Raw genomic sequence first — 14,758 nt, 5'->3', positions numbered from 1 at the left:
GGTATTGCTCCAACGCACTTCCCGCGCGCCGCCTTCTTCAAGGGATTAATGAATGCCGAAGGCGCTTGTTCCCCATTTCGACGATCTCTTCGCGAAATCAGTCCTGGCTGCCGGGCAGGGGGAAGCAGGTCAAGGTTCCGAAGCGGTGGTGCGGGCCGACAGGCTCCAGCCCGAAACGGTTACCCGACAATCCTAACCGGCCTTCGGGGCTCGCTGAAGACCGGTGCTTCAGAGCAGTTTTTTCACGCCGCCCGCCGCCAGCGTTCTTCCCGAACGAACTTCATAAGTTCTGCCGAGGCCATCGGGGGGGCGAAGAAGTACCCCTGGAGTGCATCACAGCCGAGCTCGCGGAGCAGGTGGGCATGTTTCATGGTTTCCACGCCCTCCGCTAAAACCTCGATCCCAAGGGACCGGCCGATGTCTATGATGGAAGCGACAAGGCGGCGCTGACTCTGGGATTCGATGATTGGTGCGATCAATTGTCGTTCGATCTTCAGGCGGCTCGGGCGAAGGCGAAGAAGACTGACGATCGATGCGTAACCGGTACCGAAATCATCGATCTCGATGTCGATTCCCAGACCCTTGAGCCGTTCGATATTGCTCGTGATGGTCTCGTTTCCGTCGTCCAGGAAGATCGACTCGAGGAGTTCGAAAGATAGCGTACCAGGTTCGATTGCGAGGCCGTCGAGATGATCAAGAAGATCGGTGTCCTGTAGCCGTCCGGCTGACACGTTGACCGAAACTTTCGGTATCGAGATTCCGACCGACCGCCACCGGGTCGATTGCCATAACGCCTCCTCCAGGATGTCGTGATCGATCAGGTGCACGACGTTCAGTTCCCCGGCGGTCTTAAGGAAAGCGTCGGGTGCCAGCACACCTTCCGCCGGATGATGCCATCGGGCGAGCGCCTCCACGCCCACGATGTCAAGCGTCTGCGCATCAAATTGGGGCTGGAAGTATGGCAGGAATTCCCGCCGCTCAAGACCACTCAGAATTTCGTCGGCGATGCGCTTGTTACGAACGATCTCGGCCTTCAGCGATGCGTTGAAGAATGCGAAGCGATTGCGGCCGTTGCGCTTTGCCCGGTAGAGCGCGATATCGGCGTGAATAAGCAGGCGTTTGCCTTCATCAGCATCCGCAACGGCGACGCCGATACTGGCGCCGAAGCGGCACTCATGGTTTTCGTAGGGAACAGGGCGGCGCATTTCCTCGATAATCCGCTCCGCCATTGCGGACAGGGTCGCATCGTTCACGTCCGACATCGTCACGATTACAAACTCGTCGCCGCCGATTCTGGCAACGACATCGTCGTCGTCCGTGTGCGCCTTCAAGATGGCGGCGGCGTGTATGAGCATCGCATCGCCCGCGGCGTGGCCCAAGGTGTCGTTTATGTGCTTGAACCGATCGAGGTCTATATGAAGGAGAGCGGTCGGCCGGCGACCTGAGTGGCCGCTCAGAACCCGCTCGTCCAGGAAACGCCGATTGGGAAGACCGGTCAGACTATCGTGGAGCGAATTGCGCTCCATCTGTGCACGCGCGTCTTCAAGCTCTCTATTTCGTGCCTCGGCATCTCGGTTGGCTTCCAGCAAACGCGTCTTCAGTTCCATGTCTTCGGACGCGTCCACATTGACACCGAGGATATGACGCTGGCCGCCTATGTCGTGCTGTACAGCGCCCATCGACCGGATCCACCGCAGCGTCCCGTCGGGGGTGACGATGCGGAACTGCGTGGAGTAGGGACCGCCATTGGTGACCGTGTCGCGGAATTCGTCCATGACGCGGTCTCTGTCTTCCGGATGAAGCGCCTGCGCCCAAGTGCCCTCCACCGTCGGTTCAGCGTCTTCCGGAACGCCGTAGAGTTCCTTCATGCGCCGGTCCCAGACGGGCCGGTTCGTGTCAAGGTTCACTTCCCATACGCCAATCTTCGAGGTATCCAGCGCCAGCTTCAGGCGCTGCGACAGTTTCTGCATTTCGTGCTGGCCGTGGCGAAGTTCCAGGACGTGCGCCCGGCGCACGTCGTAGAGGCGACCTGCAATGCTGATCGGAAGAATGACGAGCAGGCCGGCAAGTACGACGAGGATGCGGACCTGCCAGGCGTCTGGAGGTGCACTGGACCAACCACCCCGCGGGATTGCCGCCAGCCGCCAGACGCCGCTTGGCAGGGTTACCTCGGAAAGAACCGGGTTGCTCCCAAATATTCGGTCGGAGCCGAAGAAGGCCCTGCCGTCCCATGCTGCGCCATCGCGGCCGGCAATAGCGACCTCGATCGGCAGGTTGCGCGCGTAGAGCCCGCTCTCCCGATAAAGCCTTTCGACGTCGACGACCGCCGAGACGAGACCCCAAAGCTCTTCGCCGCCGTCAGCCCGCCGGGTGAACACGGGAAAACGTCCGACAAATCCCTGTCCGCCCTGCACCAGATCGATCGGGCCGGCGAGAACCATTTCCCGGGACTCGACGGCCTGCAGGGCTGCAGCGCGCTGCTTTTCGTTGTCGCGGTAGTCCAGACCGATCGCCTTCTCGTTCCCAGCGATCGGATACATTAGGCGGATCACCAGCTCCGGGGCACCGGCAAGGTTGCGCAACTGAGAATGGTCGCCAATCAGATAGGCCGCGATATCGCTAAAGCGCTTCTGGTCAATATCCGGCTGCGTGGCGATGACGGCAACCAGCCCGCGCACGAGCTGAATGTTGCTGTTGATGTTGCCTTCGAGTTTGGCGCGCACCACTCCGAGTTGTTCGCTGACATGGGCGCGGACCTGCTCTCGATGAATTGCCCGGTTCTGATATTCGGCAAAAATTCCAGCAACAATCGTGACCGCAAGAGCAATACCTGAGGCTATCGCGCTTGGCCGAGACAGCGATCGTCCGATCCTTAGACAGGAAAGAGAAAGAATCGACATAGTTGAATGAAGAATTCCATCGGCCTATCTCACGGCCGGCTACCGCAGCCGGTTTCGCCACCAAGACTGCCCCGAAAACCTGAAACAAAAGGTGAAGAGCCGCGGGTTTGCGGTGCGGGGCGGGCCGAAGGTCTTCCCGGCCATCGGCGTCAGCAGCCTCTCCGCTGCCGAGCCGGACGGACATCGCTGCTATGGAAAGCGGGCTGGTCTCCGATTAACCTTGCGCGCAAATGGTTCGGCGGAGGCGACGACTTTTCCCGGATTTCGCGGTGCGGGGGGCCTCAGGCCGCCCGCCTGTTTGCTTCCAGGGGAATCTCGATGTCGACGGCCAGCGTCGAGACCTTCGCGCCGCGTTCCATCTTGACGCTGACCCTGTCCCCGTCGATCTGCATGTGCCTGGCGATCACACCCATGATCTCGTCGCGCAGGAGCCCGACGAGGTCCTCATCGTCCACCGTCGCCCGCTCATGGGCGAGCAGGACCTGCAACCGCTCGCGCGCCGCGTTGGCCGAGGCCGGCTTGGCGAAGAAACGAAAGATGCTCATGCTGCCTTCCTTCCGAATATCTTTCCGAAAAGGCTGCGCTTTTCTCCTGGAACCGTGACCGGCAGGGATTCGCCCGACAACCGCCGCGCCGCCTCGAAATAGGCCTGCGCCGTTGCGCTGTGGTTGTCGGCGAGGGTGACCGGCGCGCCGATGTTGGAAGCGCGCAGGACATCCATGCTTTCGGGAATGATACCGAGCAGCGGGATCGACAGGATTTCCAGCACGTCGTCGACCTTCAGCATGTCGCCGCGCTCGGCTCGGGCGGGATCGTAGCGGGTCAAAAGCAGGTGCTTCTGCATGTGCTCGCCACGCTCGGCCATGGCCGTCTTGGAATCGAGGAGGCCGATGATGCGGTCTGAATCGCGCACCGAGGATACTTCGGGATTGGTGACGACGATCGCCACATCCGCGTGGCGCATCGCCAGTGTGGCGCCACGCTCGATGCCGGCGGGGCTGTCGCAGATCACCCAGTCGAAAGCCTTCTTCAGGGCGGCGATCACCTGCTCGACCCCTTCGGGCGTGAGCTTATCCTTGTCGCGCGTCTGGGATGCCGGAAGCAGGTAGAGCGTATCCACCCGCTTGTCGCGGATCAGCGCCTGGGTCAGCTTTGCCTCACCCTCGATGACATTGACCAGATCGTAAACGACCCGCCGTTCCGCGCCCATGACGAGATCGAGATTGCGCAGGCCGACATCGAAATCGACCACCACGACCTTTTCGTTCCGCTGCGCCAGCGCGGCACCGAGCGCTGCCGTGGACGTGGTCTTGCCGACGCCGCCCTTGCCAGATGTGACTACGATCACCTTTCCCATTTCGTCTCCTTTTCCCGGCGCGCCGCCGTCCTCGCTTCGCTCAACCCAGTGTTTCCGCCCTGATTGCGTCATCCTCGAACCAGAGCTGAACGGGACGTCCTCGCAGTCCCGGCTCCATGTCCTCGGCGGTCTTGTAGAAGCCCGCGATCGCCACGAGCTCGGCCTCGAGCTTGCGGCAGAAGATGCGTGCTGACACGTTGCCCATCGCGCCGGCCTCCGCTCGTCCGCGCAGTGTTCCGTAAACGTGGATCGAACCGCCGGCGACGACTTCCGCACCCGAAGCGACCGATCCGACGATGGTCACGTCGCCATCGAACATGAGCGACTGGCCGGAACGCACCGGCTGCGTGACGATGTTGGAGGGAAGCGGCGCAGGTGGCGCGGAAGTCTCCACGTCCGCCGGGGCGCTGGAAAGATCGCCGGCCGGCGTTTCCGCCTCGGTTGCCTCGAAATCCGAGGCCGGGCGCCCGCCGGTCATGGCGGGAGGCATGTCGGCGCCGAGCAGCGACGGGTGCGCGCCCTCGATGCCCATGATGCGGACGTTGCGCCGGCCGAGCTGATCGAGAAGGTCCCGCAACTGCTGCAGGTCGATCTCGAGGCCCTCGACATCCAGCACGATCGGACGGCGCAGGAAGAACCCGGCCGAACGGGCGGCCAGATCGTCAAGCCGCATAAGCCAGTCCTCGAAGGGCAGGTCGGGGGAGAGCACGAGCGCGAGGAAGGAGCGTCCCTTGAGGCGAATCGATCGCGTGTTCGTCGTGGTTAGCACTTCGGTCATCTTCGTTAATTTTGCGTATTCAAGGGCTATTCGAATGGTAGTTAACGAATGGTTAGCGGCGCGGTAACGAATGGTTACCGCCGCGAGCTTGCGGGAGGATGGAGAGGTGGCCGCGAGGACACTCGGCGCGAAGCCTTTAACCCCGGCTGGCCAGACCGGCGGGAACCATGATGGTGGGCCGGGCCGGGAGATCGCGGGTTGTGACCGTGATCGAATTTCCGTCCATGAAATCGATCGCAAATTCGCTGCTCATCATCGACAGATAGGACTGGATGCGGGTGCCGCGCAGATGCATCGGCAGCACGATCGAGGACCGCAGCCGGGTGGTGATCTCCGCCATGCCGGTATGCGATAGCGTCAGACCCCCGTCGACCGGCACCATGACGATGTCGAGGCGCCCGATCTCGGCATAGTGAGCCTCAGTGAGGGCGTGATGAAGGTGACCGAGATGGCCAATGCACAGGCCTGCTAACTCGAAGATGAAGATCGAATTGGCGTCGGGGATCATGCCGCCGTCGCCCCATCCGCGGATATCGGTCGTGACGTTGCGGATATAGACGTCATCCACCACGACATTGTGTCTTGCCGGTTCCGGCCCGTCCGGGTTCCAGCCGGGGAGCACGACCTCGATGCGGGCGTCGGGCGACAGGGTGTAGTGAGTCGAATGGGCGCGGTTCATGGTGATGACGCGCGGCGGCGGTTCTGCGCCGTGCACGCCAGAAAAATCGGTCGCGACAACGACGCCCGAGGAGCTTTCGATGCGGTAGGTGGAATGGCCTGCGAAAGTGATGGTCACGGCATCAGGAACGGCGAGCGGATCGTCCGCCGCTGCCGCCGCGAAGATCACGTTCGGCAGCGCTTGCGCAACCGCGAGGCACTGGCTGACGGGCGGCTCGGCGCCGGCATTCTGAGCGGCAGCATGGCCGGCTGCCGCCAGCATCGCCGCCATGGCCAAGAATGAGAGCATCCACTTCTGCATCGGGACCGCCTCGCCGGGTATCGGGGTGTGGCAGCAAGTTTAACCCAGGTCCGCGAGATTGCCAGTCACATCAGGGGCCGCTCGCGTATCGTGCGATCATTCGATCGTAGGATTCGGGCTGGCGCTCGTAGGTGAGGGCGTCGCGCGGGATGGATACCCAGGGCTGCCTCGATGCAGTCCAGATATGACCAGCCGGAACCAGCCAGGAGGTTTCGTCGAAGGACCCTCCCTTGATGTTCAGATGTTCGGAATAGGACGCGCGCCGGTGAAAAAGACGGGTCCCGCATTCCGGGCAGAACTCGCAACGAACCTCGCCAGAGGAGGAGGGCCGGATATAGGCGCGGATTTCTCCACCGATCTCGAGATCAGCAGCGCGGACGCGCACCGATTCACCAAACGCGCTGGATGATTGTTTCTGGCATTCCGTGCAATGGCAGACATAGACCACCAACGGACGTGACTTCAGGGTGTAGCGAACCGCACGGCACTGGCACCCGCCTTGCTGAAGAAAAATAGCCACGGCGTTCTACCCCCTCCAACCGGCCTTTTCCGCGGCCTTGATCAATGCCGCCTGGCGACCCCGGTAATGTGCTTGCAGATAGAGCATCGTGTCGTGGATATCGCGCTTGCGCAGAGACTTTCCATCGACGTCCGATGCCGCGCGGGCTTTCTCGACGTCCGCGCCATTTCCGATCGCCCTGATAAAGAGGTAGGCGCGGACCGTCCGCACACCCCGCCGCCTGTTCTCCCGCAGGAACAGCAGGATAAGCCCTCCGGCCACCAGGACGAGGATGAGGAGGCTCACGAGGTCCAAATCGTTCTCCTTTGCGTTCTCGCGCCGCTGGACGTCTTCGACGTTCTCTCCTAAAAGCGCGCGAGATTTCACACACCATAAAAAGACGGGTCTGTCATGGCAGGTCATTCCAAATTCAAGAACATCATGCACCGCAAGGGGCGCGCGGACGCTGCCCGCTCGAAGCTGTTTTCGCGGCTCTCCAAGGAGATCACCGTGGCGGTGAAAGTGGGCGGCGGCACCACCGATCCCGACATGAACCCGCGGCTGCGGCTGGCGATCCAGAACGCCAAGGGCCAGTCGATGCCGAAGGACAACATTCAGCGGGCCATCAACAAGGGGTCCGGCGGCGATGCCGAGGATTACAAGGAGATGCGCTACGAGGGCTACGGTCCGGGCGGCGTCGCGGTGATTGTCGAGGCATTGACGGACAATCTCAACCGGTCCGCCTCCAACGTACGCGCGGCGTTTTCCAAAAATGGCGGTGCTCTGGGCGAGACCGGCTCGGTCTCCTTCATGTTCGACCGGGTCGGGGAAATCGTCTATTCGGCGGATGCCGGTGACGCGGATACTGTGATGGAAGCCGCGATCGAGGCGGGGGCGGAAGACGTGACCTCGGACGACGACGGGCACACAATTATCTGCGCGTTCGAGGACATCGGCGCGGTGTCGAAGTCGCTCGAGGAGCAACTCGGGGAGGCGGAGTCGGTCAATATCGTGTGGAAGCCGCAGAACCGCACGCCGGTCGACGAGGACAAGGCATCGACGCTGATGAAACTGCTCGATGCGCTCGACGAGGACGACGACGTCCAGAACGTCTATTCCAACGAGGACATCGACGAGGACGTGATGACGCGCCTTTCGGCCTGACGACCGCCATGCCGGGTGGTTTCGTCGGCCGTCAGCCTGTGAAAAGCCGACCGAATGTTTCGCTTTTGTTCACAAATCATGTTTAGTGCATGGTGTGATGGCAAAGCATGACGTGATTCGGATTATCGGGATCGATCCCGGCCTGCGGCGGACGGGGTGGGGCCTCGTCGAGTGCGCGGGCAACAGCCTGCGATTTCTCGGGTCGGGAACCATCCGGTCCAACGACAAGGCCGATCTGGCGTCGCGGCTGTGCCAGCTGCATGACGGGTTGGAGGCGATCCTGCACCGGCACCGGCCGGACGAGGCGGCCGTGGAGCAGACATTCGTAAACAAGGATGCGGCAGCGACGCTGAAGTTGGGCCAGGCGCGGGGAATCGCGATGCTGGTTCCGGCGCGCGCCGGGCTGGCGGTGGCGGAATATGCGCCGAACGCGGTCAAGAAGGCGGTGATCGGCGTCGGGCACGGCGACAAGAAGCAAATCCACATGATGGTGAAGGTGCTGATGCCGAAGGCGGAATTCGACAGCGACGATGCTGCCGACGCGCTGGCGATCGCGATCTGCCATTCACATCACCGCGCCAGCCCTGTTGTTCAGGCGAGGCTGGCGCACGCATGATCGGCAGGCTGAAGGGCACGATCGACGAGATTGCGGAGGACCACGTAATCCTCGACGTCCACGGCGTCGGATATGCGGCCTATTGTTCGGGGCGCACGCTGGCGGGCCTGAGCGAGAACGAAGCCGCCATCCTGCATATCGAGACCTATGTGCGCGAGGACATGATCCGGCTCTACGGGTTCTCGTCGGCGCTGGAACGCGAATGGTTCCGGCTGCTGCAAAGCGTGCAGGGGGTCGGCGCGAAGGTGGCGCTGGCGGTGCTGTCGACGCTGACGCCATCCGACCTCGCCAATGCGATTGCGTTGCAGGACAAGGCGATGGTGGCGCGAGCGCCGGGGATCGGGCCGAAGGTGGCGCAGCGTGTGGTTTCAGAGCTGAAGAACAAGGCGCCGGCGTTCGCGGGCGAGGCGACAGGGACGATCGGGCTGAAGCGGGAACTGGGCGAGGGCGCCGCCTCCGGGCCGGTGACCGACGCGGTCTCGGCGCTGTCCAACCTCGGCTACAGCCGCGACCAGGCAGCCAATGCCGTCGCCGCGGCCATGAAAGAGGCGGGCGAGGGCGCCGACAGCGCCAAGCTGATCCGGCTGGGGTTGAAGGAACTGGCGCGGTGAGCGTTGATTTACAAAGGCAACTCGATACGGCGACTGCTTTTTTTCTGGCTGGGGAGCGATGCACCCTCAATCTCAAGTTCGGAAGATACGGGATTCATACCCTCGATGCGCCTACCATTGTTAACTACGCATTTTCGGTAGAGTTAGCTTTGAAGCTAATCCACCTGTTAGTATGCGAAGGAAAAGCTCGGGGACATGGACTGAAGAGTCTTTACGCGTCGCTTCCATCAGAAAATCGAACCATGCTTCCGCACTTGGACGGCTGCGTGGACGAGATTGACAGATATTTCGAGGATTGGCGCTATCCGTTTGAGAAAGGCTGTCTATTTGGGGATACAGAAAATCCGCGCCGGGCTTTTCTAGAATGCTATCGAGAAATTAGACGCTTGCGACCGGAACTGACGAGCGTCTACGAGAATAATTGGGGTTCATTCGAGCCGGATTGGTTTCATGCATGGGCCAAAGGGGATACTTTTGAAGTTATGGATCCTCTTCAGGGATGAGTGAGCCGGCACGCCTGATCACCCCGGACAAACGCGGCGAGGACGCCGATGCGCCGCTGCGGCCGCAGACGCTTGATGATTTCACCGGTCAGGCGACTGCGCGGGCGAATCTGAAGGTGTTCATCGAAGCCGCCAAGAAGCGTGGCGAAGCGCTGGATCACGTGCTTTTCGTCGGGCCGCCAGGCCTCGGCAAGACGACGCTGGCACAGATCATGGCCAAGGAACTCGGCGTCAATTTCCGGGCGACGTCGGGTCCGGTGATCGCCAAGGCCGGCGATCTCGCGGCGTTGCTGACCAATCTGGAAGATCGCGACGTCCTGTTTATCGACGAGATTCACCGGCTGAGCCCGGCGGTCGAGGAGATCCTCTATCCGGCGATGGAGGACTTTCAGCTCGACCTGATCATCGGGGAGGGGCCGGCGGCGCGATCGGTGAAGATCGACCTGTCGAGATTCACTCTCGTCGCCGCGACGACAAGGCTCGGCCTTCTGACCACCCCGTTGCGCGACCGCTTCGGTATTCCGGTTCGGCTCGACTTCTACACGGTCGGGGAACTGGAGACGATCGTCAGGCGCGGCGCGCGCATCATGGGGCTGGCGATGGCGGATGATGGCGCGCTCGAGATTGCCCGGCGTGCGCGGGGTACTCCGCGCATCGCCGGACGCCTGCTTCGCCGCGTGCGGGATTTCGCTGATGTGGAGAAGGCCAGCGAGGTAACCCGCCGGATCGCGGACGAGGCGCTGTCGCGCCTCGATGTCGACGCGATCGGTCTCGACCTGCTCGACCGGCGCTATCTCGAGATGATCGCGAGAAACTTCGGCGGCGGCCCGGTCGGGATCGAAACCATTGCCGCGGGACTGTCCGAACCGCGCGATGCCATCGAGGACATCATCGAGCCGTTCCTGATTCAGCAGGGGTTCATCCAGCGCACGCCGCGCGGGCGGCTGCTGACCGCCAATGCATGGGGGCATCTCGGACTGACCCCCCCGCAAAACCTGTCGGCGGTGCAGGCTTCACTCTTCCAGGAGGAGGCCGACTAGGTGCTGACCAACGTCAGCGCAGTTCCGGCATGATCCGCCAGAGGACGTCCGGATCGGCCTTTTCACCAGAAAATCCGTCGATCACACCGAACGCCCCGCCATAGGACCAGATCGCCCACGCAAATCCCTGTTCCTCAGCGAGCGCAATCATGTCGCGATAGTAGGCTCCGCGCCAGCGTGGTTTCGTCGCGGGCGGCTTGCCGTATTCCCGGCGGATCATCCCAAATTCGCCGAGCATGATGCGCTCGCGCGGCACACGATGGTCATCGGCCCAACGGGCCGCCCTTTCAAAAGGCCGGCGCATCTCCCGGGCCAGCGCGCTCGGCTCTTCGAACTTGCGCATCTGTTTTCTCAGAAAAGAGGCGGCGGATCGCTTCTCGCCGTCGGAAGCGTCCGCCTCGATCCGTTCGAGATTGGCGCGGAGGAGATCGCCGGCCTCTTCCGGCCCGAGCCGCGACGGCGGATAGGGGATACCGGCGATGTGTTTGACCAGTTCGCCGGCCCAGTTTGCGCTCTGATGGGTCAGGATGAACGGCTCGTACGAATGAAAACTGTAAATCGTGTTCGCATCCCCGATTTCGGTCGGGTCGATTGCCGCAAGACCTCCCGCGGAACCCCAGCAAGCACCCTGAAGAACCAGTGTGATTTCGGAATTTCCCGTACGCGCCGCCTGATGCAGTTGTCTGAGGCGTGGACCCCAGTCGCGATTGCCCGCCCGACATTCGAGCGTTGGCTCGTTGATAAGTTCTAGCGCCACTTTGTGCGGATCACGGCTGCGCAGACGGGACGCGGTATCGGCAACCAGCATCCGGTACGCTTCGAACAGATCCGGATCGTCCAGGATCTGCCCGACGCCCGGCGCATCGGTATCGTCACCTCGCGGGATCGTATGCAAATCGACAATGACGTTGAGGCCGGCCGCCAGGAGCCGGTCGACCGCGCCGTCGACACCGGCGAACAAGACGTCACGAACCGCCGGGTCGCTCTGGACGAGGAAGACCGCCGGATCGACCGGCAGGCGAACGAAATCGAAGCCGGTTTCCTTCAGCCGGCGCAGGTCGGCATCTGTGACACGCGCCTTCCATTCGGGGAAGTTGCCGGTGACCGCCGGTTCGGTCCAGCGGTAGGCAGGCGGCCATGTCACCCATTGGTCCATGTTGAGGCCGCGCTTCGCAGTAAAGCGGGCGGACTCGGCGAAGGAGGGGCCTGCCAAAATGAGCGCCAGCGCCACGCCCGCCAGGGTTGCGCGAATACGGCAATTTATGGTCATGGTGCCTCTATATCACCTGGCCGGCCGCCCGGCAGGAAATTGAGGTCGCAAGGTAAACATGTCTGATGGCGCAGACCCGATCGCGGGAAGGCTGACGGAATACGGCCACGAGCTGACGGCACGGGTCTACTATGCGGACACCGATTTCTCGGGCGCCGTATATCACGCCCGCTATCTCGAGTTCCTCGAACGCGGGCGGTCCGATTTCCTGCGGCTGGCCGGAGTGCATCATGCCGAACTCGAAGCCGGGCAGGCGGGAGAAACCCTGTATTGGGTCGTTCGCCACATGGACATCGAGTTCAGGGCGTCCGGCAGGATCGACGATTTGCTGTCGATCCAGACGCGCGTGGCCTCGTTGAGCGGCGCACGCATCCGCATGCTGCAGCGGATCGGAAGGGGCGACACGGATCTCATCGTCGCGAAGGTGGAGGCGGCGCTCATCAACGCGAACGGCCGACCCCGCCGTTTTCCGAAAGAGTGGGCCGAATTGTTCGCGCCAAGGTCATGAAGCCGAATTTCCGCGTAAATGCCATGAAAAGACCTTAATCAACCCCGTTTCACTAACGCGCCGTTAACGGTAACTATTCATGAATAGGCTGTCCGGACAGCGTTCTGAACGACGCCTTTGTTTGACCCAATTTGTCGTTGAGAGCCTGTCCATTGGTCCGTTTTGACACGGCCGGGTGGGCAGGCTGGCGGTTGGCGGGACAACACCGAACCTGCGCAACGGGATTTAGGGAAGTAAAATGGAACAGATTGGGTTGGCGGCAGCCGGAGGCGAGGTTTCGCTCTGGTCGCTCTTCATCGAAGCCGGGTTTGTCGTCAAACTCGTCATGATCGGTCTGCTGGCCGCGTCTGTCTGGTCGTGGGCGATCATGATCGACAAGACGCTTGCGTTCGGGCGGCTGCGTCGCGCCTTCGACCGTTTCGAGGATACATTCTGGTCAGGGCAGTCGCTCGAAGAGCTCTACCGCTCTCTCTCGGACCGCAAGCCCGCTGGGATGGGCGCACTTTTCGTCGCCGCGATGCGCGAGTGGAAGAAGTCGTTCGAGCGCGGTGCGCGCTCGCCGATCAGCCTGCAGAGTCGGATCGACCGAGCGATGGATGTCGCTCTGGCGCGCGAGATGGAGAACATTGGAAGCCGGCTTAGCTATCTGGCGTCGGTCGGATCCGCGGCACCGTTCATCGGCCTTTTCGGGACAGTCGTCGGTATCATGACCTCGTTCCAGGCGATCGCGGGATCGGAATCCACCAACCTCGCCGTTGTAGCGCCGGGCATCGCCGAGGCGCTGCTTGCGACCGCGCTCGGTCTCGTCGCCGCCATTCCGGCGGTCATCGGGTATAACAAGCTGAGCAGTGACGCCGGCAAACTGGGCGGCCGCATGGAAGCGTTCGCGGACGAATTTTCCTCCATCCTTTCGCGGCAGATCGACGAGCGCGCCAGCACCACAACCTCGCGCGCGCAGGCCGCCGAATAGGCGCCTGACAGGAGCATTCCCATGGCGATGTCCCTCAACCCGAATGGCGCACGCGGCTCCCGCAGGGGACGCCGGTACCAGTCGAACCACCTGATGTCCGAGATCAATGTCACGCCGTTTGTCGACGTGATGCTGGTGCTGCTGATCATCTTCATGGTCGCCGCTCCGCTCCTGACCGTCGGCGTGCCAATCGATCTGCCAGAAACAAAGGCATCGGCGCTCAACTCCGATACGCAGCCGATCACCATATCGATACGCGAGGGCGGCGAGATATTCGTTCAGGAAACGGCGATTCCGCTCGACGAGGTGGTGCCGAAGCTCGAGGCCATTGCCCAGACCGGTTACAAGGAGCGGATCTACATTCGTGGTGACCAGACCGCCGACTATGGCACGATCATGCAGGTGATGGGCCGGATCAACCAAGCCGGTTTCAAGAATCTTGGCCTGGTCACGCTTCAGGAGCAGGACGGCTAGATCGAATGCGTGCCGGCCTCCTAACATCGGGAACCCTGCATGCCATCGTCCTCGGATGGGGTCTGTTCGCGTTGAGCGCACCGGACTCGTTCGACGTGCCCGACGTCGAGTCGCTGCCGATCGAGCTGGTTTCGCTCGCGGAGCTGACGCAGATCCAGAAGGGAGCCGAGGAAGCGCGCAAGGACGGTCCCGCGGCGCCCAAGCCGACAGAAAAGCCGCCTGTGCAGACGGAGGCGGTAAACCTAGGGGAAAACGAACGCGACCAGAGCGCGCCGCAGACCGAGGAGCAAAAGGCGGTCGAGGTGGAACAGGCGGTTTTGCCGAAGCCATCGGAGGCACCGACGCCGGCCACGCCGCCGCGACCCGAGCCCGTTCGGGAAGTCGAACCGGAGCCGCAGCCCGAATCGGCTCCTGCGACAGAAGTTGCGGCACTGCCGGAGCCGCCTCAGGCGGTCGAGCCCGATCCGGAGCCCGCAGCGGTGGATTCCGCAGAGCCCCTTGCGGTTGAGCAGCCCGAGCAAACGCGGATCCCCGACCGGGTGCCGGTACCTGCCGCCCGGCCCGAACAGCCGCCGGCGCGGACGGCGAAGACGCCAGAGCGACGCGAGACGGAGCCTAAGCGGCAGGCGGCCGCGGCACCGAAAGCGCCGGACAGCGAGTCGATCGAAGACGAGGTCGCGGCGCTTCTCAATCAGGAGAAGGCGTCCGGCGGCGGCGCTCAGCGCTCCAACCAGCAGGCTTCGGTCGGCGGCCAGCAGAACACTGGCGGTTCGGAGCTGACGCAAAGCGAGATGGACGCACTGCGCGCCCAGATCCAAGCGTGCTGGAGTCCGCCCGCAGCACTGGATGCGTCAAGCCTTAAGGTGTCGGTTCGTTTCAAGCTCGACCAGGCAGGGATGGTCGATGGACGACCGTCTGTTACGGCCAGCTCCGGAAATCAGGCGGCAGACGAAAGCGCGCGGCGCGCGATTCTGATCTGTGGGCAGCGCGGCTACAAACTGCCGACAGAAAAATACGATGCATGGCGCGACGTGGTGGTGAACTTCGATCCGAGCGAGATGTTCCGTTGAGTGTGATGTCCAGCCGCAT

17 protein-coding genes are annotated in these 14,758 nt (G+C 62.5%); 9 read left to right on the top strand and 8 right to left on the bottom strand.

Features of this window, described 5'->3' with window-relative positions:
* Positions 1-242: 242 nt before the first annotated feature.
* The 7 genes from LC298_RS12250 to LC298_RS12220 all read right to left on the bottom strand — a co-directional run bounded on the left by LC298_RS12250 (position 243) and on the right by LC298_RS12220 (position 6,828).
* Entirely contained in the window at positions 243-2,900 is a 2,658-nt protein-coding gene (locus LC298_RS12250) for a bifunctional diguanylate cyclase/phosphodiesterase (protein ID WP_131567545.1), read from the bottom strand.
* Positions 2,901-3,181: 281 nt separating this feature from the next.
* Complete coding sequence (gene minE, locus LC298_RS12245) at positions 3,182-3,445, bottom strand: cell division topological specificity factor MinE (RefSeq protein WP_131567543.1); 264 nt, start codon at positions 3,443-3,445, stop codon at positions 3,182-3,184.
* Entirely contained in the window at positions 3,442-4,257 is an 816-nt protein-coding gene (gene minD / locus LC298_RS12240) for a septum site-determining protein MinD (RefSeq protein WP_131567542.1), read from the bottom strand. The genes minE and minD overlap by 4 nt, the downstream gene beginning before the upstream one ends.
* 40 nt (positions 4,258-4,297) lie before the next feature.
* A complete protein-coding gene (gene minC / locus LC298_RS12235) occupies positions 4,298-5,035 on the bottom strand; it encodes a septum site-determining protein MinC (RefSeq protein ID WP_131567540.1) in 738 nt (245 codons plus the stop codon).
* A 136-nt stretch (positions 5,036-5,171) separates the two neighbouring features.
* Entirely contained in the window at positions 5,172-6,002 is an 831-nt protein-coding gene (locus LC298_RS12230) for an MBL fold metallo-hydrolase (RefSeq protein ID WP_131567538.1), read from the bottom strand.
* Positions 6,003-6,084: 82 nt separating this feature from the next.
* Entirely contained in the window at positions 6,085-6,534 is a 450-nt protein-coding gene (locus LC298_RS12225; protein ID WP_131567536.1) for a GFA family protein, read from the bottom strand.
* Positions 6,535-6,540: 6 nt separating this feature from the next.
* Entirely contained in the window at positions 6,541-6,828 is a 288-nt protein-coding gene (locus LC298_RS12220; protein WP_131567534.1) for a hypothetical protein, read from the bottom strand.
* Positions 6,829-6,924: 96 nt separating this feature from the next.
* On the opposite strand from LC298_RS12220, the gene LC298_RS12215 reads away from it, so the two are divergent.
* From LC298_RS12215 to ruvB, 5 genes are all read left to right on the top strand, one after another.
* Positions 6,925-7,677, top strand: coding sequence for a YebC/PmpR family DNA-binding transcriptional regulator (locus LC298_RS12215; RefSeq protein ID WP_131567532.1), 753 nt, complete (start codon positions 6,925-6,927; stop codon positions 7,675-7,677).
* Between the two features lie 97 nt (positions 7,678-7,774).
* Complete coding sequence (gene ruvC, locus LC298_RS12210) at positions 7,775-8,293, top strand: crossover junction endodeoxyribonuclease RuvC (protein WP_131567530.1); 519 nt, start codon at positions 7,775-7,777, stop codon at positions 8,291-8,293.
* Positions 8,290-8,904 carry a Holliday junction branch migration protein RuvA gene (ruvA, locus tag LC298_RS12205; RefSeq protein WP_131567528.1) on the top strand — a complete coding sequence of 205 codons (615 nt, stop codon included), beginning with the start codon at positions 8,290-8,292 and terminating at the stop codon, positions 8,902-8,904. Before ruvC ends, ruvA begins: the two co-directional genes overlap by 4 nt.
* The gene (locus LC298_RS12200) at positions 8,901-9,407 is read left to right on the top strand and encodes a hypothetical protein (RefSeq protein WP_131567526.1); all 507 of its coding nucleotides are present in this window, start codon (positions 8,901-8,903) and stop codon (positions 9,405-9,407) included. Before ruvA ends, LC298_RS12200 begins: the two co-directional genes overlap by 4 nt.
* Entirely contained in the window at positions 9,404-10,447 is a 1,044-nt protein-coding gene (ruvB, locus tag LC298_RS12195) for a Holliday junction branch migration DNA helicase RuvB (protein ID WP_131567524.1), read from the top strand. Before LC298_RS12200 ends, ruvB begins: the two co-directional genes overlap by 4 nt.
* 13 nt (positions 10,448-10,460) lie before the next feature.
* On the opposite strand, the gene LC298_RS12190 is transcribed toward ruvB, so the two are convergent.
* Entirely contained in the window at positions 10,461-11,717 is a 1,257-nt protein-coding gene (locus tag LC298_RS12190; protein WP_131567522.1) for a glycoside hydrolase family 5 protein, read from the bottom strand.
* Positions 11,718-11,775: 58 nt separating this feature from the next.
* Between LC298_RS12190 and LC298_RS12185 the strand changes: the two genes are divergently transcribed.
* The 4 genes from LC298_RS12185 to LC298_RS12170 all read left to right on the top strand — a co-directional run bounded on the left by LC298_RS12185 (position 11,776) and on the right by LC298_RS12170 (position 14,739).
* Positions 11,776-12,225: a YbgC/FadM family acyl-CoA thioesterase gene (locus LC298_RS12185; RefSeq protein WP_131567520.1), complete on the top strand. Its 450-nt coding sequence runs from the start codon at positions 11,776-11,778 to the stop codon at positions 12,223-12,225.
* A gap of 238 nt (positions 12,226-12,463) precedes the next feature.
* The gene (gene tolQ, locus LC298_RS12180; protein ID WP_131567518.1) at positions 12,464-13,195 is read left to right on the top strand and encodes a protein TolQ; all 732 of its coding nucleotides are present in this window, start codon (positions 12,464-12,466) and stop codon (positions 13,193-13,195) included.
* A 21-nt stretch (positions 13,196-13,216) separates the two neighbouring features.
* The gene (tolR, locus tag LC298_RS12175) at positions 13,217-13,669 is read left to right on the top strand and encodes a protein TolR (RefSeq protein WP_131567516.1); all 453 of its coding nucleotides are present in this window, start codon (positions 13,217-13,219) and stop codon (positions 13,667-13,669) included.
* 5 nt (positions 13,670-13,674) lie between these two features.
* Positions 13,675-14,739 carry a cell envelope integrity TolA family protein gene (locus LC298_RS12170; RefSeq protein WP_131567514.1) on the top strand — a complete coding sequence of 355 codons (1,065 nt, stop codon included), beginning with the start codon at positions 13,675-13,677 and terminating at the stop codon, positions 14,737-14,739.
* Positions 14,740-14,758 lie beyond the last annotated feature (19 nt).

The organism is Oricola cellulosilytica, assembly GCF_019966575.1.
GTDB classification, from domain to species: Bacteria; Pseudomonadota; Alphaproteobacteria; order Rhizobiales; family Rhizobiaceae; genus Oricola; species Oricola cellulosilytica.
This window is presented reverse-complemented; position numbering and strand designations above follow the sequence as displayed.